This is a genomic window from Streptomyces sp. AF1A, assembly GCF_047340315.1.
In the GTDB taxonomy this organism is placed as follows: Bacteria; Actinomycetota; Actinomycetes; order Streptomycetales; family Streptomycetaceae; genus Streptomyces.
On the sequence record NZ_JBLEBI010000150.1, the window covers coordinates 1 to 17,110 of the forward strand.

Genomic DNA, 17,110 nt, shown 5'->3' on the forward strand with positions numbered 1-17,110 from the left:
TGGCCAGCCGGGCGGCGGTGCGGACGCGGGCGCCGGCCTCCGCGGCGCCGCGCAGCAGGCCTCGGCGGTCGGCCTCGGCGAGGCCTTGCGGGGTGTCGAGCAGCGATTCGTCCAGCATGGGCGGCAGCCTCCGATCGCCGGGGTGCTGTGCGGGGGCGCGCCGCGGGGTGGGGCGCCCTGTGGTGGCCTGTGGTTACGCGGGGCGGCGGGCCTCGTCCACGAGCAGGACCGGGATGCCGTCGCGGACGGGGTAGGCGAGGCCGCAGTCCTGGCCGGTGCAGACCAGCTCGGTGTCCTGCTCCTTGAGGGGCGCGTGGCAGGCCGGGCAGGCGAGGATCTCCAGGAGGCCGGCTTCGAGCGGCATGGGGGTGTCCCTTCGAGGGCGGGTCGGTGGTCTGTGGTCGTGCCTGGTCAGCGTACCGCTGGTGGACGGGCCGGGCCGGGCCGCGGGGACCGGCCGGGGGCTGCGCGGCCCGCGGCCCCGGGCCGCGGCGTCAGGCCCTGATGATCGCCAGGGCCTCGTCCCTGACCCTGGTCATCGTCGCCTCGTCCTTCGCCTCCGCGTTCAGCCGCAGGAGGGGCTCGGTGTTGGAGGGGCGGACGTTGAACCACCAGTCGGCGGCGGCGACGGTGAGGCCGTCGAGGTCGTCCAGGGTGACGCCGGCGCGGCCCTCGTACGCGGCGCGGATCGCGGCGAGGCGCGCGGCCTGGTCGGTGACGGTGGAGTTGATCTCGCCGGAGGCCGCGTAGCGGTCGTACTGGGCGACCAGTGCGGACAGCGGGCCCTCCTGGCCGCCGAGGGCGGCGAGGACGTGCAGGGCGGCCAGCATGCCCGTGTCGGCGTTCCAGAAGTCCTTGAAGTAGTAGTGGGCGGAGTGCTCGCCGCCGAAGATCGCGCCGCTGCGGGCCATCTCCGCCTTGATGAAGGAGTGGCCGACGCGGGTGCGCACCGGGGTGCCGCCGTTCTCCCGGACGACCTCCGGGACGGTGCGGGAGGTGATCAGGTTGTGGATGATCGTGCCCTGTGAGCCGTGGCGGGCCAGTTCACGGGCGGCGACCAGGGCGGTGATCGCGGACGGGGAGACCGGGGCGCCGTTCTCGTCCACGACGAAGCAGCGGTCGGCGTCGCCGTCGAAGGCGATGCCGAGGTCGGCGCCCTCCGCCGGGACCCGCTTCTGCAGGTCCACGAGGTTGGCCGGGTCGAGCGGGTTGGCCTCGTGGTTCGGGAAGGTGCCGTCCAGTTCGAAGTACATCGGGACGAGGGTCAGGGGCAGGCCGGCGAAGACCGTGGGGACCGTGTGGCCGCCCATGCCGTTGCCGGCGTCGACCACGACCTTCAGGGGGCGGACGGCGGTCAGGTCGACCAGGGAGCGCAGGTGCGCCGCGTAGTCCTCCAACGTCTCGCGGGAGGTCAGGGTTCCCGGCTCGCCGACCGGCTCGGGGGCGCCCGACTCCAGCCAGCGCTCGACCAGTTCGCGGATCTGCGCGAGGCCGGTGTCCTGGCCGACCGGGGCGGCGCCCGCGCGGCACAGCTTGATGCCGTTGTACTGGGCCGGGTTGTGCGAGGCGGTGAACATCGCGCCCGGCAGGTCCAGCGCGCCCGAGGCGTAGTACAGCTGGTCCGTGGAGCACAGGCCGATCTCGGTCACGTCCACGCCGCGGTCCGCCGCACCGCGCGCGAAGGCGCGGCTGAGGCCGGGGGAAGAGGGCCGCATGTCGTGGCCGACGACGATCGCAGCCGCACCCGTCACCTCCGCGAAGGCGGCGCCGAAGAGCCCGGCCAGCGACTCGTCCCACTGGTCCGGAACCACTCCGCGGACGTCGTATGCCTTCACGATCTGCGACAGATCAGCGCTCACGGCCAACCCTCCTGAAAGTCCTCTGGGTGCCCACAAACTACCCGTCCGGGGTAAGGGGGCGGTGTGCGGACACCCGGGGGGCGCGGTCGGACCGGGAGAGGGCCGGGGTACGGGGGCCGGCTCAGTTGTCGGGGGAGCGCAGGACCCGCAGGTGCCCGCGGCGGGCCACCTCCATGGGATCCGCCGAACGCCCTCCGCCGCCCGCCTGGGCCGCGCGCTGCTGGGGGCGGGCCGCCTCGCGCACGGCGTTGGCCAGCGCCTCCAGATCGTCTCCGCTGGGGCGCGCGGGCGCCGAGCCGTCGAGCAGGCGGACGACCTCCCAGCCGCGTGGGGCGGTGAGGCGCTCGGAGTGCTCGGCGCACAGGTCGTAGCAGTGCGGTTCGGCGTAGGTGGCGAGCGGGCCGAGGACCGCGGTCGAGTCGGCGTAGACGTACGTCAGCGTCGCGACGGCGGGTCGGCCGCACGCGGTGCGCGAACAGCGACGTACAGGGCTCACGACGTTGGACGGTACCGCACTCTTGAGCGGGCCGCGACGACTCTCCACCAGGTCACCCCACCGTGTCGTGTTGTGAAACGCCCCACAGACCCCTACGGACAGGCCTTGCTGACCTGCGCGGACGAGGTTCCGGCGGGTCCTGGGCGGGACTCTATCCGGTCATGACTCGATACAAACACCGTCAATTGCCTTGAGTTTGGCGGTCGTGGACGGGTACGGAAACGAGCCGGACCTTGGCTGGAACGGTCATCCTGCGACAGCAGGTTGTCGCCGGACGGTCGGCGCGTGGGGCCGGGCGGGCGGGGCGGCCGGGGACTACGCTTCACCAGTGATGGACAACCGTGTACCGCCCCGTACCGCCGGCCCCGGGCCCCGTCGCCGTGATCGTCACGGGCGGGGGATGCGGGGGCCGATCGCACCGCCCCAGGTGCCGCTGGCGGCCAGCCGTGCCGAGGTGTTCGCGGACCTGGTGCAGGACTCCGTGGACCGGCTCGAGCGACGGTGGCCGCAGCTGGCCGACATCGACTTCCTCGTGCTGGAGGTGCCGCGGCTGGAGGGGCGCGGCGAGCCGGCGATGTGGGACGACGAGTCCGTGCCCCTCGGGGGGATCATCCCGGCGCGGGACGGGCGGCGGGCGCGCGTGGTCGTGTACCGGCGGCCGGTGGAGATCCGGACCAAGGGCCGGGACGAGCGGGCGGCGCTGGTGCACGAGGTGGTCGTGGAGCAGGTGGCCGAGTTGCTGGGGCTGACTCCGGAGACCGTGGATCCGCGGTACGGGGAGGAGTAGCGCAGGGCTTGCGGCGCCCCGCGCCGTGGCTCGGTGCTGCGGCGCGGGGGTCGTGCCGGCAGGTGCGCGGCACGACTGCCCCGGGCCGTGTCACTTCTGGAGTATCGACAGGTCCTCGTCCGTCTGCGGTACCGCGACCAGGCCTCGGTCGTTGGGGAGGGTCTGGACGGTGAAGCCGGGGACGCCGCCTTCGGTGGCCGTCAGGGTGCGGGAGGCGTAGACGGGGCCGCCGGAGAGGGGCTCGACCGTGAGGGCGTAGGTGCCCTTCAGGCCGGCCGGGACCGGGGCGTCGACGTTCTGGGTGGTGCCGGACTTGATCGTGTAGGTCTTCGACACCGCCGAGCCGCCGTCGCTGCCCGCCGAGGCGGTGACCTTGACGCGGGCCGTGGTGGTCGGTGCCGTCAGGGCCAGCGTCGTGCCCTTGGCGCTGTTGTCGGCCGATGTCGCGCGCGTGCCGACGGGGGCGGTGGCCGGGATGAAGGCCGTCTCCTGGTTCGCGCCCTTGCCCCGGACCACGCGCAGCGCTGCGACGACAGGGACCGTCTGGTCGGTGGGGGTGAGGACCAGGGAGCCGGCCTCGCCCCGGGTCACCGCGCCGAGGTCGGTCGTGGTGGTCATGCCGGACTTCACGTGCAGGGTCTCGTTCCCCGCCGGGGTGATCAGGCCGTCGGGCGAGGCCAGGCGGATCTTGAGGTCGGCGTCGGTGTCGCCGGGCGTGAAGGCGATCAGGCGGACATCGGTGGCGTCCTTGGGGATGCCGGGCAGGACCAGGCTGCCGGCCGGGTCCGCGGCCGCAGCCAGCCAGTCGCCGCCCGTCTTGTCGTCCAGCGCCTGCACGGCCGCGCCGACCCGCCCGCTGCGCACGCTGACGTGCACCGTCAGGTCGTTCTGCTGCTGGTCGGTGAGCGTGGACAGCAGGATCGGCTTGCTCTCGTGGGGCCCCACCGTGAGGTCCTCCCCCAGCGGCGACTTCAGCGCGCCGTCCTTGCCGTACAGCTCGACGTCGACGACCGCGGCGGAGTCGTCGGGGTTGGTCAGGTGCACGTAGTCGGTGCGGCCGGCGGCCGTGCTGGCGCCCGGGAACCAGAATTCGGTGTCCGCGGGCGTGCAGGTGACGCCCTGCAGGCCGCGGCCGGTGCCGGCGGCCACCTCGGTGGTCTCCTGGACGGTCCAGCCGGGCGCGAACCTGCCGTCGGCGGTGCCGACGAGCGCGGGCGCGTCGGAACCGGAGGTGTCGCCGGTGACCGGCGTGCCGGGCGCCTTCGGGGTGAGCACCGGCCGGTCGGCCTTCTTCTTGCCGCCCTTGCCCCCCTTGGCCTGCTGGGTGCCGCCCGTGCCGTCCGCCGAGTCCTCGGCGGCCGACTGGAGTTGGGCCCTGCCGCTGTTCGGGGTGTCCTTGGTGACGGGCGTGAACGACGTGTACGACGTCTCGGCGATGTCCGAGATGCTCGGCGCCGGGCACAGCAGGCTGGTGCGCTGCACGGGCAGTTGCGCGGCCGCCTCGGGGGCCGTGCCGGACGCCGGGGGGGTGTCGAGCGCGGCGAACGCCGTGACGGCGGCCAGCGCGGTGGCGCAGGCGAACAGGGACAGGGTCGTGCGGTTCACTGCTGGCTCCCGTCGGGGCGCTCGCTGCCGGTGCCGTGGGGGTACTGGGCGGGGTCGTACGCCGGGTCGTAGACCTGCTGCTGGTAGGCCGCCGGGTCGTACGGCATCTGGTCGGCCGTGCCGCCGTAGGCGTACGGGTCGTACGGGGCCGTCTGGTACGGGTCGGCCTGGTACGCCTGCTGGTCGTAGCCGGCCGCCTGGTACGGGTCGGTGCCGTAGCCGGCGTACTGGGCGTCCGGGTAGGAGGCCGCGTCCCACTCGTCGTACGACTGCTGGTGCGGGACCGCGGCGTCGGGCGCCTCCGGGGCCGGCGGCGCGTCGGGCTGTCCCTCGCCGGCGCCTTCCTCGGCCTGGGCCCGCAGGCGGCGGGCGCGGCGGCCCTCGCCGGCGGTGGCCTGGGCGGGCAGCGGCTGCTCCTCGGGGAGGTCGTCGTCGACGTCGCGGCGGCGCCCGGGCAGGGCGAGGACGACGAGCACGACGGCGAGCGCGCCCTGCGCCCACAGCCAGGCGGTGTGGGTGATCGGCGCCTCGTAGGTGACGTCCAGGCGGCCCCCGGATGCGGGGAGTTGGAAGCCCTGGGCCCAGCCGTCGACCGTGGTGCGGGTGAGGGGCCTGCCGTCGAGGGTGGCCGTCCAGCCGGCGGAGGCGCTGTCGGCCAGGCGCAGCACGCGGCCGTCGGAGCCGGACGGGATCGTGGTGTGGATGTCGACCGGTCCGGCGCTCACCGGCCGGGCGGTGCCGGAGCCGCCGGCGGCCACGATGGCGGCGCGGGAGACCTCCTGGTCGACGCGCCACAGGGCGCTGCCGTCCTGCTGGCTGAGCCGGCTCAGGCCGGGCGTGGCGTCGAGGACTCGGGTGAGGTCGCGGGGCGCGCCCTTGTGGACGAGGACGTAGCGCACGGCGAAGCCGCCGAGTTCGTCGGCCTGGTCGGCGCCGGAGCCGGCGACGAGGTTGGCGACGACCTTGTCGAGCCGTGCGTTCTCGCCGTCCACGGCGGCCAGTTCGGCGTCCCCCATGCGGGCGCCGGAGCCGCGGACCAGGCTGTAGCGCACGCGTGCCGTGGAGTCGCTGTCGAGGACCAGGGTGCGGGCGCGGTCGCCGGTGGTGGAGTCCTCGGCGACGAACGCGGGCACCTGGGTGGGATCGCGGCGCTCCAGGGGCCCGTCGGCGCCGCGGATCATCCAGCCGGCGGCGACGAGCAGCGGACCCGCGACGGAGGCGAAGGCGATCAGCGCGGCGACGGGCTGGCGCCAGCCGAAGCTCTGCTCGGCCACGCGCGCGCGTGCGCCGTCGGCGCCGAGGGCCGCGGCGGCCAGCAGGGCGATGCCGTAGACGAGGGTGGCCGGTCCGGCCCAGGCCGACCTGTTGGACAGGACGGCGAAGACGAGGCCCACCAGGGCGACGGCCCAGGCGGTGCGGATGCCCAACTTCCGTTCGGAGCGCAGCAGTGCGGCGAGGGCGGCGAGCACGACGCCGATGAGCATCAGGCCGTGCACGGTGCCGGGGCCGCCCGGGCTGGCGCCGAGCAGGTCGAGCGCGGAGGCGGCCGAGGGGCCGTACTTCAGGCCCGCTTCCGTGAAGAAGCCGGCCGGGAGCAGGGTCAGCGACCAGGGGGCGAGGACCAGCAGCGGGGTGCCGAGCTGCGCGAGGAGGCGCAGGCCGTGCGCGACGAGGTCGGAGCGGCGCACCACGAGCACGCCGACGCCGAGGAGGAGCGCGATGGGCCAGACGATGGGCGTGAAGGCGGTGGTGATGGTCAGCAGCAGCGCGTACGCCCAGGTGGCGCGCCAGCTGCCACGGGCGCCGGTGCGGCTGGTGAGGCCGCTCGCGGCGACGCCCGCGCGCGCGATGAGCGGCAGCAGCACGGCGAGGACGGCGGTGCCGATGCGGCCGCCGGCCAGGGCGCCGGTGGTGGCGGGCAGGAAGGCGTAGGCGATGGCCGCCCAGGCGCGCAGCAGCCGGGAGGTGACCAGGGGCCGGGAGGCGAAGTAGGCGGTGAACCCGGCGAGGGGCACCGAGCCGACCAGCAGGACGGTCACCGCGAGCCCGGTCGAGCCGAACAGGAGTGTGGCGAAGGTCGCGACGACGGCGAGGTAGGGCGGGGCGGACGGGGTGCCGCCGGCGCCCACCGGGTGCCACAGGTCCGCGAAGCGGGACCACAGGTCGCCGGCGCCGGCCGGGGCGGGCAGCAGGGCGCCGCCGCCGAGCGCACCCCCGCCGAGCAGGGCGCGGCAGGCGATCAGGGAGATGAGCAGCAGGGCGAGGAAGAGCACCGGGCCGGGCCTGCGGGCGATCCGCTTGAGCCGGGCGAACTGCTCGACCTCCAGGAAGTCGGCGTCGTCGCCGCCGGGGCCGGACTCGACGGCGCCGCCGTGCCGGCCGGCCGAGGAGATGTCGCTGTCGGAGCCTCGGGTGAAGTTCGCGGCGACCTGCTCGACGGTGGCCCGGACGGTGGCGCCGGGCGCCGGGAAGAGCCGGCGCAGTTCGTCCTTGTCGATCTGCGGGGCGCCGCGGCGGCGTCGGGCGGCGACGATCCGCTCGGGGCGCAGCAGGACGCCCAGCAGGCCGCGGATCTCGTCGACGGCCTGTCCGGGGACCTTGCCGACGAGGTAGGCGACGGTCCTGAGCAGGGTGCCGAGGACGAGGCGCAGCATCACCCAGGGCAGGGCGGCGGTACGGGTGTTGGCGAGCAGCGTGTAGACGGCGCCGGCCTTGTCGACCTTGTGCGGGGACGCGGCGGTGCGGCCCACGCAGTCGACGGTGCGCCGCTCGCGGGAGGCGGCCTCCGCGTGCCGCACGACCGCGTCCGGGGCGATCAGGACGCGGTGGCCGGCGGTGTGGGCGCGCCAGCACAGGTCGACGTCGTCGCGCATCAGGGGCAGCCGGCGGTCGAAGCCGCCGAGCTGCTCGAATACGTCGCGGCGGACGAGCATGCCGGCGGTGGAGACGGACAGCACGGTGCGCACGTGGTCGTGCTGGCCCTGGTCCTGTTCGCGGCGCTCCAGGCCGGTCCAGCGGCGGCCGGAGTTGGCGATGGAGACGCCGACCTCCAGCAGTTGCCGGCGGTCGTACCAGCCGCGCAGCTTGGGGCCGACGACCGCCACGTCGTCCCGGCCCAGTTCGAGTTCGTTGTCGACGACGCGCAGCAGCTGGGCGAGGGCGTCGGGTGCGGGCGCGCAGTCGTCGTGCAGCAGCCAGAGCCACTGGACGGGCTCGCCGTGCGGCAGTTCGGGCAGGTCGTAGGCGTCGTCGCGCCAGGTGCGCGTGACGGGGTCCCAGCCGCTGGGGCGCTTGAGGTACGGCAGGTCGTCCGGGGTGAGGACGGGCGCGGTGCGGCTCGCCTCCTCGACGGCCTGGCCGAAGCCCGTGCGGCGCGCGAGGTGCAGCACGTTGGCGTCGCCGAGCGCTTCGGAGAGCAGCTGGGCGGAGTCGTCGGCGCTGCCGGTGTCGGCGGCCACCGCGTACTGGACGGGGCGCTCCTGGCCGAGCAGCCCGGCGAGCGCGTCGGGCAGCCAGCGGGCGCCGTCGTGGGAGACGAGGACTGCGGTCACCACATGACGCGGGAACTCGGGTGTGGCAGCGGAGTCTTGGGCTGCCGTATGGCTGTGCACGGACATCGAGGTACGGGCCCCGGTTCGATGGACTGCGGTGGACGCCTGCGTCTCCTCGGGGGCCGGGGGGACGGCGGGGCGTCTCGGACGAGCGCCCACACTATCGGCTGCCCATGACGACGGCCCGCCGCCTGTGGATAACCCACACGCGACGGGCCGTTCGCGTAGTTTGTGTGTGTACGCGTGTCAGACGGCGGCCTTCTTCAGGCGGCGGCGCTCCCGCTCGGACAGGCCGCCCCAGATTCCGAAGCGCTCGTCGTTGGCGAGGGCGTACTCGAGGCACTCGGAGCGGACCTCACAGGCGAGGCAGACCTTCTTCGCCTCTCTGGTGGAGCCGCCCTTCTCGGGAAAGAAGGACTCGGGGTCGGTCTGGGCGCACAGCGCGCGCTCCTGCCAGCCGAGTTCCTCGTCCGCGTCGTCGACCAGCAGTTGCTGCACCAGCTCGGTCATGTGCGCCCCTCGTCTGTCTTTCGCGTCCCCGTGCGTAGCCGTTACCGATTTCGGCTGAACGACACGAGTGAAATTACAAGTGTGCTGCTCCGGGCGAGTCAAGCCGAGATCTGCTATTGGGCCCGTTATTCACTCTGGGGAACCAAGCCCGTGCGGAAAGTGTTCAAATCGTCATAAACCCTGACACGCAGACGAGAGCCCCACCGGTGTCGGACCCGTACGAATCTCTGTACGGAGAAGGACGCCCTGGCGTTCGATCGCGTTCCCGCGAGGCTTGAGCGCTCGGATGTGCCCCATGTGTCCCGCCCCCCGGGTGAGCAAACCTTTCACCTGACAGATGAACCGGATGAGGTGAACCCTGTCCCACAATCCGGGCGTCGAGTTGACAGTGCGGGTGTGAACCGATGTCCTAAGGGGCATGCTCGCGAACTTGGCGCTCACCTCGACCCGCACCGCCGGGTCCCACGGTGCTGCCCGGGCGCGCTGCAGCTGTTGTTGCTGTTTCGGCTGTTGAGCCTCCTCCTTCGCTCCAGTTGTCGCCGAGTCACCTCTCGCGGCTCGGCCGTTCCCTCCTTGCAGAACCCTCCCCCAGGGCCCACACCTCCGCCGAGGAACAGCACACCCCGATGAACAGCGACAACGACCTCCAGATCGCAGGCGACATCCTCGAAGTCCCGCACCTGCTCCAGCCGCCGCGCGAGCACCCGGCCACCGTCGCCGAGTTCGTGGGCCTCGCCCGCGCCGTGGCCGCCGACCGCTCCCAGTGGGCGCACCTCGTGCGCTACGACGCCACCACCCGCTGGTACCACCGGCTGCGCACCGGCCCCGGCTACGAGGTGTGGCTGCTGTCGTGGGTGCCGGGCCAGGGCAGCGGGCTCCACGACCACGGCCGCTCCGCCGGCGTGCTCACCGTCCTGGAAGGCACCCTCACCGAGCGCGCCCGGCGCGCCACGCGCGCGCTGGCCCCCGGCGCGCAGCGGGTCTTCGCGCCGGGCTACGTGCACGAGGTCGTCAACGACTCCCTGGAGCCGGCCGTCAGCCTGCACGTGTATTACCCGGGCCTGACCGAGATGCCGATGCACGCCTCGCCGCACTGCGAGGCGCGCACCGAGCCGCCTGCGGTGCGCGCCTGACGCCCCCGCTGCCCCCGCCCGAGCGCCCGGCTGGCCGACGCGTTGTCGCACCCGCCTGCAAGACTGGGCACCATGCGCATTGTGGTTCTGGCAGGCGGCATCGGCGGTGCCCGGTTCCTGCGCGGCCTGAAGCGGGCCGTGCCGGACGCGGACGTCACGGTGATCGGCAACACCGGCGACGACATCCACCTGTTCGGGCTGAAGGTCTGCCCGGACCTGGACACGGTGATGTACACGCTCGGCGGCGGCATCAACGAGGAGCAGGGCTGGGGACGGGCCGACGAGACCTTCCACCTCAAGGAGGAACTGGCGGCCTACGGGGTGGGACCGGAGTGGTTCGGGCTCGGCGACCGGGACTTCGCCACCCACATCGTGCGGACGCAGATGCTGGGCGCCGGGTATCCGCTCAGCGCGGTGACCGAGGCGCTGTGCGACCGCTGGAAGCCGGGCGTGAAGCTGATCCCGATGAGCGACGACCGCATCGAGACGCATGTCGCCGTGGAGCTCGACGGCGAGCGCAGGGCGATCCACTTCCAGGAGTACTGGGTGAGACTGCGGGCCTCGGTCCCGGCGCAGGCGATCGTGCCGGTCGGCGCCGAGCAGGCCAAGCCGGCGCCGGGCGTCCTGGAGTCGATCGCCGCGGCGGACGTCATCCTCTTCCCTCCCTCCAACCCGATCGTGTCCATCGGCACGATCCTCGCCGTCCCCGGCATCCGGGAGGCCATCGCGGAGGCGGGCGTGCCGGTGGTCGGGCTGTCCCCCATCGTCGGGGACGCGCCGGTGCGCGGGATGGCCGACAAGGTGCTCGCCGCGGTCGGCGTGGAGTCCACGGCCGCCGCGGTCGCCGAGCACTACGGCTCGGGACTGCTGGACGGCTGGCTGGTCGACACCGTGGACGCGGGCGCGGTCGAGCGGGTCGAGGCCGACGGCATCCGCTGCCGTGCCGTGCCGCTGATGATGACCGACGTCGACGCGGCCGCGCAGATGGCGCGGGAGGCGCTGGGGCTGGCCGAGGAGGTGCGGGGAGCGTGACCGGCGAGCGCCCGGAGTACCGGGTCTGGGCCCCCTCCGGCATCCCCGAGGTGCAGCGGGGCGACGACCTGGCCAAGCTGATCGCCGCCGCCGAGCCGGCCCTGGTCGACGGGGACGTGGTGCTCGTCACCTCCAAGATCGTCTCCAAGGCCGAGGGCCGGATCGTGGAGGCCACCGACCGGGAGGCCGCCATCGACGCCGAGACCGTGCGCGTCGTCGCCCGGCGCGGCGCCCTGCGCATCGTCGAGAACCGGCAGGGGCTGGTCATGGCCGCCGCCGGGGTGGACGCCTCCAACACCCCCGCCGGGACCGTGCTGTTGCTGCCCGAGGACCCGGACGCGTCCGCACGCGCGATCCGCGACGGCCTGCGCGACGCCCTCGGCGTCGACGTCGGTGTCGTCGTCACCGACACCTTCGGGCGCCCCTGGCGCGCCGGGCTCACGGACGTGGCGATCGGCGCGGCCGGCATCCGGGTGCTGGACGATCTGCGCGGCGGTACGGACGCGCACGGCAATCCGCTCGGCGCCACCGTCGTGGCCACGGCGGACGAGCTGGCCGCGGCCGGTGACCTGGTCAAAGGCAAGGCGGCGGGCCGGCCGGTCGCGGTGGTGCGGGGACTTGCCCACGTGGTGGACCGGGAGGGCGGCGCGGGCGCGCGGGCGCTGGTGCGCGACGCGGGCAGCGACATGTTCCGGCTCGGCACCTCCGAGGCCGTACGGGAGGCCGTGACCCAGCGGCGTACCGTACGCGCCTTCACCGACGACCCGGTGGACCCCGGCTCGGTGCGGCGCGCGGTGGCGGCGGCCGTCACGGCGCCGGCCCCGCACCACACCACCCCCTGGCGGTTCGTGCTGCTGGAGTCCGAGGAGTCCAGGAGACGGCTCCTGGACGCGATGCGCGACGCCTGGGTCGCCGATCTGCGCCGGGACGGCAAGAGCGAGGAGTCCATCGCCAAGCGGGTGCGCCGCGGGGACGTCCTGCGCAACGCCCCCTACCTGGTGGTGCCGTGCCTCGTCATGGACGGCTCGCACCACTACGGGGACGCGCGGCGGGACGGCGCCGAGCGGGAGATGTTCGTCGTCGCGATGGGCGCGGGCGTGCAGAACTTCCTGGTCGCGCTGGCCGGGGAGCAACTGGGCTCGGCCTGGGTGTCGTCGACGATGTTCTGCCGGGACGTGGTCCGCGAGACGCTCGGGCTGCCCGCGGAGTGGGACCCCATGGGCGCCGTGGCGATCGGCCATCCGGCGCAGCAGCCCGGCCCCCGGGGCGAGCGGGACGCGGCGGCGTTCATGGAGGTGCGGTGAACCGGGCGCGGTGGACCGAGGTGCGGTGAAGGGAGCGGTGTACGCGGTGCGGATGAGCCGAAGTGCCGTGCGTCACCTCGGACACCGCCTAGTCTCGTAGCACGGCACCGGCTTCCCGAGGACCTGGATCGTGGCAGGACGTTTCGCTCAGCGCCCCACGCGTACGACCGTGCGCGGCGGCCATGCCGGCGTACCCGCAGCTGCCGCCGGGATACCGCGGCAGGCCTCGGCTCCCGCCCGGGTACGGCGGTGGGTGCCCCAGGGGCCGCTCGACCTCGGGCTGGTGCTCGGACCGCTCAGACGGGGGCCCGCCGACCCGACGTTCCGGGCCACCGCGGACGGCTCGGTGTGGCGGGCCGCCCGCACGCCCGCCGGACCGGGCACGCTGCGGGTGCGCGCGTACGGCGGCGAGGTGCTCGGCGAGGCGTGGGGCCCGGGTGCGGGGTGGCTGCTCGACCAGCTGCCCGAGCTGCTCGGCGCGGCCGACGACCCGGACGCGTTCGTGCCCCGGCACCGGCTGGTGGCGCTGGCGCGGCACCGGCGGCCCGGGCTGCGGTTGACCCGTACCGGGTTGGTGCTGGAGTCCCTGATCCCGTCGGTGCTGGAGCAGAAGGTCACGACCGACGAGGCGTACCGGGCCTGGCGGCTGCTCGTGCGGAGGTTCGGGGAACCGGCGCCGGGACCGGCGGGGCTGGGCGAGCGCCCGATGTTCGTGATGCCCGCGCCACGCACCTGGGCGCTGATTCCCTCCTGGGAGTGGCACCGGGCCGGGGTCGACGACAAGCGGGCGTCCACGATTCTGCGGGCGGTGCGGGTCGCCGCGCGGCTGGAGCAGGCGGTGGGGTTGGACGCGCCGGAGGCTCAGGCGCGGCTGGAGCTCGTGCCGGGGGTGGGGCCGTGGACGTCGGCGGAGGTGGTGCAGCGCAGCCACGGCGCGGCCGACGCGGTGACGGTCGGGGATCTGCACCTGCCGGGGATCGTGGGCTGGGCGTTGGCGGGGGACCGCCACGCGGACGACGCGGAGATGCTGCGCCTGCTGGAACCGTACGCCGGGCAGCGGCATCGGGCGGCCCGGCTGATCCTGCTCAGCGGGAAGGTGCCGGCCCGGCGGGCGCCGAAGATGCCCCGGGTGGACATCGGGTTGCTGTGAGCCGCTGAACCGGGCGGCCGGCGATGCCGCCGCGCAAAGGCACCGCGCGAACCACCGCACCACACCCGCGCACGACGACCCACCGCCAGAACCAGGGCACTTGGGCCCCGGGGCGCGGCCCGCGTGGACGGCGCCCCTGCCGGCCCACACGGCTACTCGTCGGAGGAGAACCGCACCGCGCCCGCGGGAATGCGCGCGTCGCACCACACGCGGGCACCCTCGCAGAACTCGTTGTCGGCGCCCACGATCGCGCCGTCGCCGACGACCGCGCCGGTGAGGACCGAGCGCTCGCCGACGCGGGCGCGGGTGCCGATGAGGGAGTCGGTGATGACGGCGCCGGGTTCGATGACGGCGCCGGGCAGGATGGCCGAGCCGTCGACCCGGGCGCCCTCGGCCACGTGCGCCCCCTCGCCGACCACGGTGCCGCCCGTCAGCTTCGCGTCCGGCGCCACCGTGGCCGTGGGAAGGACGAGCCGGTCGCCGCAGCGGCCGGGGACGGCAGGGGACGGGGCGCGGCCGAGGACCAGGTCGGCCGAGCCGCGCACGAAGGCCGCGGGCGTGCCGAGGTCCAGCCAGTACGTGGAGTCGACCATGCCCTGCAGATGGGCGCCGGCCGCCAGCAGTTGGGGGAACGTCTCGCGCTCGACGGAGACCGGCCTGCCCGCCGGGATCGTGTCGATGAGCGAGCGGCGGAAGACGTAGGCCCCGGCGTTGATCTGGTCGGTGACGATCTCCTCGGGGGTCTGCGGCTTCTCCAGGAAGGCCAGGACCCGGCCCGTCTCGTCCGTGGGGACCAGGCCGTAGGCGCGCGGGTCGGTCACCTTCGTCAGGTGCAGGGAGACGTCCGCGCCCGTCGACCGGTGCGTGTCGACCAGGGCCCTGATGTCCAGGCCGGTCAGGATGTCGCCGTTGAAGATCAGCACCGGCTCGTCGGGGCCGGAGTGCAGCCGGGAGGCGACGTTGCGGATCGCCCCGCCCGTGCCGAGGGGCTCCTTCTCGGTGACGTACTCGATGTGCAGGCCCATCCCGGAGCCGTCACCGAAGTACGGCTCGAAGACCTCGGCCAGATAGCTGGTGGCGAGGACGATGTGCTCGACGCCGGCCGCCTTCGCCCTGGCGAGCTGATGGGTGAGGAACGGCACCCCGGCGGCCCGCACCATGGGCTTGGGAGTGTGCACCGTGAGCGGGCGCAGCCGCGTGCCTTTGCCACCGACCAGGAGGATCGCTTCTGTCACCTGTCGTCTCTGCTTCCTGCCGGGACCGGCCGAACCACTCGTTACTACCCGTATCGGCCGGTCAGTGTATGCAGACCGTAACGACGGCGCCTTCGAAGACGGCGCGGTTTGGCTCGAGATCGGTGTGAGATCGGTGTGAAGTCGGCATGAGGTCGGCGCGCCCCGACGGCGCTGAACGCGCTCCCGGCCTTCGGCGCACTCGGTGCCGTACCCGTACCGATGACCGGAGATCGCGTTCAGTCGTACGTTCTTCCCCTTGGGGAGAGATTGCCACCACCCGGCGTCGGATATGTCTTTTGCCGCGCATCGGCCGCGTCGCGCCGGCGGCCCTGGTAGGGGGGGTCCGGGCCGCACCGCCCGGCGCCGTCCCGTGCGCGCACTCGCCCGCGCGTACTCTGTTCCGGGTGAACGCCACCGATCGCACCCCTTTCGACCTGCTGACTTCCGCGCTCGCCGGGGACCCCGGCCGTCCGCTGGTGACCTTCTACGACGACGCCACGGGCGAACGCGTCGAACTGTCCGTGGCCACCTTCGCCAACTGGGTGGCCAAGACCGCGAACCTCCTGCAGGGCGACCTCTCCGCCGGCCCCGGCGACCGGGTGGCGCTGCTGCTGCCCGCGCACTGGCAGACCGCGGTGTGGCTGCTGGCCTGTTCGGCGGTGGGCGCGGTCGCGGACGTGGCCGGCGATCCGGCGGCGGCCGACGTGGTCGTCAGCGGCCCGGACGGCCTGGAGGCGGCGCGGGCGTGCCGGGGCGAGCGGGTCGCGCTGGCGCTGCGGCCGCTCGGCGGGCGGTTCCCGCGGACGCCGGACGGGTTCGTCGACTACGCGGCGGAAGTCCCCGGCCAGGGCGACCGGTTCGCGCCGTTCGCGCCCGTGGACGCGGAGGACCCGGGCCTCATCGTGGCCGGGCGGGAGTTCAGCGCGGCGGAGGTGGTCGAGCGGGCGGAGGCCGAGGCGCCGTCGCTGGACCTGACCGGGCCGGGCTCCCGGATCCTGTCCGCGTTGCCCTACGACACCTGGCAGGGGCTCAGCGCGGGGCTGTACTCGCCGCTGGCCACCGGCGGTTCCGTGGTGCTCTGCCGGCATCTGGACCGGCTGGACGAGGAGGCGCTCGCCAAGCGGATCGAGGCGGAGCGGGTGACCGCGGTCCGGCGCTGAGCCGGGGCCGGGCAGGTCCCTGGTTCGGCGCAGCACAGGGCGCCTCCCCTTCCGGCTGCCCGCCAGGGTCGCAGGAGCAGGACGCGACGCTCGTACACCACGAGGGGGTGCCTCGCCGTGACCGACCCCGCACGTACCCCCCTGGGTCCCGGTCCCGGGGCCTGATGGGAGACATTCCCGGCTGGCGGGCGGCGCCCGCAGCGACCCGTGGTCGCGATGCTCAACCACGCCTTCCAGGTGGGCGGTTCGGCGGGCACGATCCGCGCCGTCGAGCAGCTGACGGACCTTCGGATCGACCGTCACGTCGTCGTGGACTTCAGCGGGTTCAGGGACATGGCCGACGCCGTCGGCGGGGTGCAGGTCCGCCTGAAGGAGCCCGTCGACGACAAGGCGGCCGGACTGAAGCCGCCCGCGGGGGAGGTGACGCTCGACGGCGAGCAGGCGCTGGGCCACGTGTGGGCCCGCAGGCCGCTGGGCGACGGCAGGGACACCGAGCGGATGGAGCGTCAGCAGCGCCTCCTCGGCGCGCTCGCCGACAAGGTGAAGAGCAACGGCGTGCTGCTTGAACCCGGTGCGGCTGTACCCGGTGCCGGACGCGGCCGCCTCCTGGCTCACCACCGACCCGGGACTGGCGACCCTGCGCGGCCTCCGCCAGTCGGTGCGGGAACCGCGCCACATCCCCACCGGAGCCATGCGGTTCCTGACGGTGCCGAGGGAGTCGTACGTCCACGACGCCGACCGCGACCAGCTCGTCGAGCCGGAGGCCGGGAAGCTGTTCGAACGGCTGCGCACGGACCGGCCGGTGGCGGTGGCGAAGAACGTCCCGGGGCAAACCTCGCCGGAGAACGGCGGGACGGCGCCCTCCCCGCCCCCACGTTCCGCGGCCACACCGCCACCGCACACACCTGTGAGGAGCGAGCACGCCAAGACGGCGAACTCGTGTTCAGGGAAATGAGCGGGATTGCCCAGTTGTAGGGAGGTGGAATTTGTCACCGGCGTCGCTTGAGGCTGAACTGGGCGGATAGTGTGAGCGATCCGGTGCACCTGGCCGCGAGGTCCGACCTGGGGCCGTGCACTGTTTCACCGTGACCCGAGCGCCTTGAGGGGGAAGGCGCCGCGTGGCCCCGACGGAGGATTCGGACAACCGTGGACGCGCAAGGCCGTGGGCGGGCGGACAACATCGATCCCGCAGACCAGTGGGTACTCAATCCGAACACCGGCGAATACGAACTGCGACTGTCTCCTTCCGCGCCGCAGTCGGCGGTCCCCGGCCCCCGCAGACCCGCCC

General features: G+C 74.0%; 14 protein-coding genes and 1 pseudogene. 8 read left to right on the forward strand and 7 right to left on the reverse strand.

The window, feature by feature from the left end:
- Nucleotides 1-193: 193 nt before the first annotated feature.
- From ACLU3S_RS28635 to ACLU3S_RS28645, 3 genes are all read right to left on the reverse strand, one after another.
- Nucleotides 194-364: a Trm112 family protein gene (locus ACLU3S_RS28635; protein WP_141360461.1), complete on the reverse strand. Its 171-nt coding sequence runs from the start codon at nucleotides 362-364 to the stop codon at nucleotides 194-196.
- 130 nt (nucleotides 365-494) lie between these two features.
- On the reverse strand, nucleotides 495-1,859 hold the full coding sequence (locus ACLU3S_RS28640; RefSeq protein WP_413954857.1) for a phosphomannomutase/phosphoglucomutase: 1,365 nt from the start codon (nucleotides 1,857-1,859) through the stop codon (nucleotides 495-497).
- Between the two features lie 121 nt (nucleotides 1,860-1,980).
- Nucleotides 1,981-2,403, reverse strand: a complete 423-nt coding sequence (locus ACLU3S_RS28645) for a DUF3499 domain-containing protein (RefSeq protein WP_413954858.1) — start codon at nucleotides 2,401-2,403, stop codon at nucleotides 1,981-1,983.
- A 352-nt stretch (nucleotides 2,404-2,755) separates the two neighbouring features.
- On the opposite strand from ACLU3S_RS28645, the gene ACLU3S_RS28650 reads away from it, so the two are divergent.
- Nucleotides 2,756-3,142: a metallopeptidase family protein gene (locus tag ACLU3S_RS28650; protein ID WP_413954859.1), complete on the forward strand. Its 387-nt coding sequence runs from the start codon at nucleotides 2,756-2,758 to the stop codon at nucleotides 3,140-3,142.
- Nucleotides 3,143-3,232: 90 nt separating this feature from the next.
- Here the strand turns inward: ACLU3S_RS28650 and ACLU3S_RS28655 are convergent, their stop codons facing one another.
- From ACLU3S_RS28655 to ACLU3S_RS28665, 3 genes are all read right to left on the reverse strand, one after another.
- Complete coding sequence (locus ACLU3S_RS28655; protein ID WP_413954860.1) at nucleotides 3,233-4,747, reverse strand: DUF5719 family protein; 1,515 nt, start codon at nucleotides 4,745-4,747, stop codon at nucleotides 3,233-3,235.
- Entirely contained in the window at nucleotides 4,744-8,364 is a 3,621-nt protein-coding gene (locus tag ACLU3S_RS28660) for a glycosyltransferase (protein WP_413954861.1), read from the reverse strand. Before ACLU3S_RS28660 ends, ACLU3S_RS28655 begins: the two co-directional genes overlap by 4 nt.
- 180 nt (nucleotides 8,365-8,544) lie before the next feature.
- Nucleotides 8,545-8,808, reverse strand: coding sequence for a WhiB family transcriptional regulator (locus ACLU3S_RS28665; RefSeq protein WP_003975777.1), 264 nt, complete (start codon nucleotides 8,806-8,808; stop codon nucleotides 8,545-8,547).
- Between the two features lie 626 nt (nucleotides 8,809-9,434).
- On the opposite strand from ACLU3S_RS28665, the gene ACLU3S_RS28670 reads away from it, so the two are divergent.
- The 4 genes from ACLU3S_RS28670 (at nucleotide 9,435) to ACLU3S_RS28685 (ending at nucleotide 13,427) form a co-directional block, all read left to right on the forward strand.
- Entirely contained in the window at nucleotides 9,435-9,941 is a 507-nt protein-coding gene (locus tag ACLU3S_RS28670; protein ID WP_413954862.1) for a cysteine dioxygenase, read from the forward strand.
- A 72-nt stretch (nucleotides 9,942-10,013) separates the two neighbouring features.
- Entirely contained in the window at nucleotides 10,014-10,973 is a 960-nt protein-coding gene (gene cofD, locus ACLU3S_RS28675) for a 2-phospho-L-lactate transferase (RefSeq protein ID WP_413954863.1), read from the forward strand.
- Nucleotides 10,970-12,277, forward strand: coding sequence for a coenzyme F420-0:L-glutamate ligase (locus tag ACLU3S_RS28680; RefSeq protein ID WP_413954864.1), 1,308 nt, complete (start codon nucleotides 10,970-10,972; stop codon nucleotides 12,275-12,277). Before cofD ends, ACLU3S_RS28680 begins: the two co-directional genes overlap by 4 nt.
- Before the next feature lie 130 nt (nucleotides 12,278-12,407).
- The gene (locus ACLU3S_RS28685; protein WP_413954865.1) at nucleotides 12,408-13,427 is read left to right on the forward strand and encodes a DNA-3-methyladenine glycosylase family protein; all 1,020 of its coding nucleotides are present in this window, start codon (nucleotides 12,408-12,410) and stop codon (nucleotides 13,425-13,427) included.
- Between the two features lie 152 nt (nucleotides 13,428-13,579).
- Here ACLU3S_RS28685 and ACLU3S_RS28690 read toward each other — a convergent pair whose 3' ends face one another.
- The gene (locus ACLU3S_RS28690; protein ID WP_413954866.1) at nucleotides 13,580-14,662 is read right to left on the reverse strand and encodes a sugar phosphate nucleotidyltransferase; all 1,083 of its coding nucleotides are present in this window, start codon (nucleotides 14,660-14,662) and stop codon (nucleotides 13,580-13,582) included.
- A 404-nt stretch (nucleotides 14,663-15,066) separates the two neighbouring features.
- Between ACLU3S_RS28690 and ACLU3S_RS28695 the strand changes: the two genes are divergently transcribed.
- The 3 genes and pseudogenes from ACLU3S_RS28695 (at nucleotide 15,067) to ACLU3S_RS28705 (ending at nucleotide 16,777) form a co-directional block, all read left to right on the forward strand.
- Entirely contained in the window at nucleotides 15,067-15,822 is a 756-nt protein-coding gene (locus ACLU3S_RS28695; protein ID WP_413954867.1) for a TIGR03089 family protein, read from the forward strand.
- Between the two features lie 216 nt (nucleotides 15,823-16,038).
- Nucleotides 16,039-16,308 (forward strand): annotated as a pseudogene (locus ACLU3S_RS28700) (LCP family protein); the annotation flags it as partial.
- A 76-nt stretch (nucleotides 16,309-16,384) separates the two neighbouring features.
- On the forward strand, nucleotides 16,385-16,777 hold the full coding sequence (locus ACLU3S_RS28705; protein WP_413954868.1) for a hypothetical protein: 393 nt from the start codon (nucleotides 16,385-16,387) through the stop codon (nucleotides 16,775-16,777).
- Nucleotides 16,778-17,110 lie beyond the last annotated feature (333 nt).

Excerpts from the sequence above, each read along its gene's own strand:
- ACLU3S_RS28635 (WP_141360461.1), bottom strand. The coding sequence starts at position 364 with ATGCCGCTCGAAGCCGGCCTCCTGGAGATCCTCGCCTGCCCGGCCTGC.
- ACLU3S_RS28650 (WP_413954859.1), top strand. The coding sequence starts at position 2,756 with ATGCGGGGGCCGATCGCACCGCCCCAGGTGCCGCTGGCGGCCAGCCGT.
- ACLU3S_RS28660 (WP_413954861.1), bottom strand. The coding sequence starts at position 8,364 with ATGTCCGTGCACAGCCATACGGCAGCCCAAGACTCCGCTGCCACACCC.
- ACLU3S_RS28665 (WP_003975777.1), bottom strand. The coding sequence starts at position 8,808 with ATGACCGAGCTGGTGCAGCAACTGCTGGTCGACGACGCGGACGAGGAA.
- ACLU3S_RS28670 (WP_413954862.1), top strand. The coding sequence starts at position 9,435 with ATGAACAGCGACAACGACCTCCAGATCGCAGGCGACATCCTCGAAGTC.
- cofD (WP_413954863.1), top strand. The coding sequence starts at position 10,014 with ATGCGCATTGTGGTTCTGGCAGGCGGCATCGGCGGTGCCCGGTTCCTG.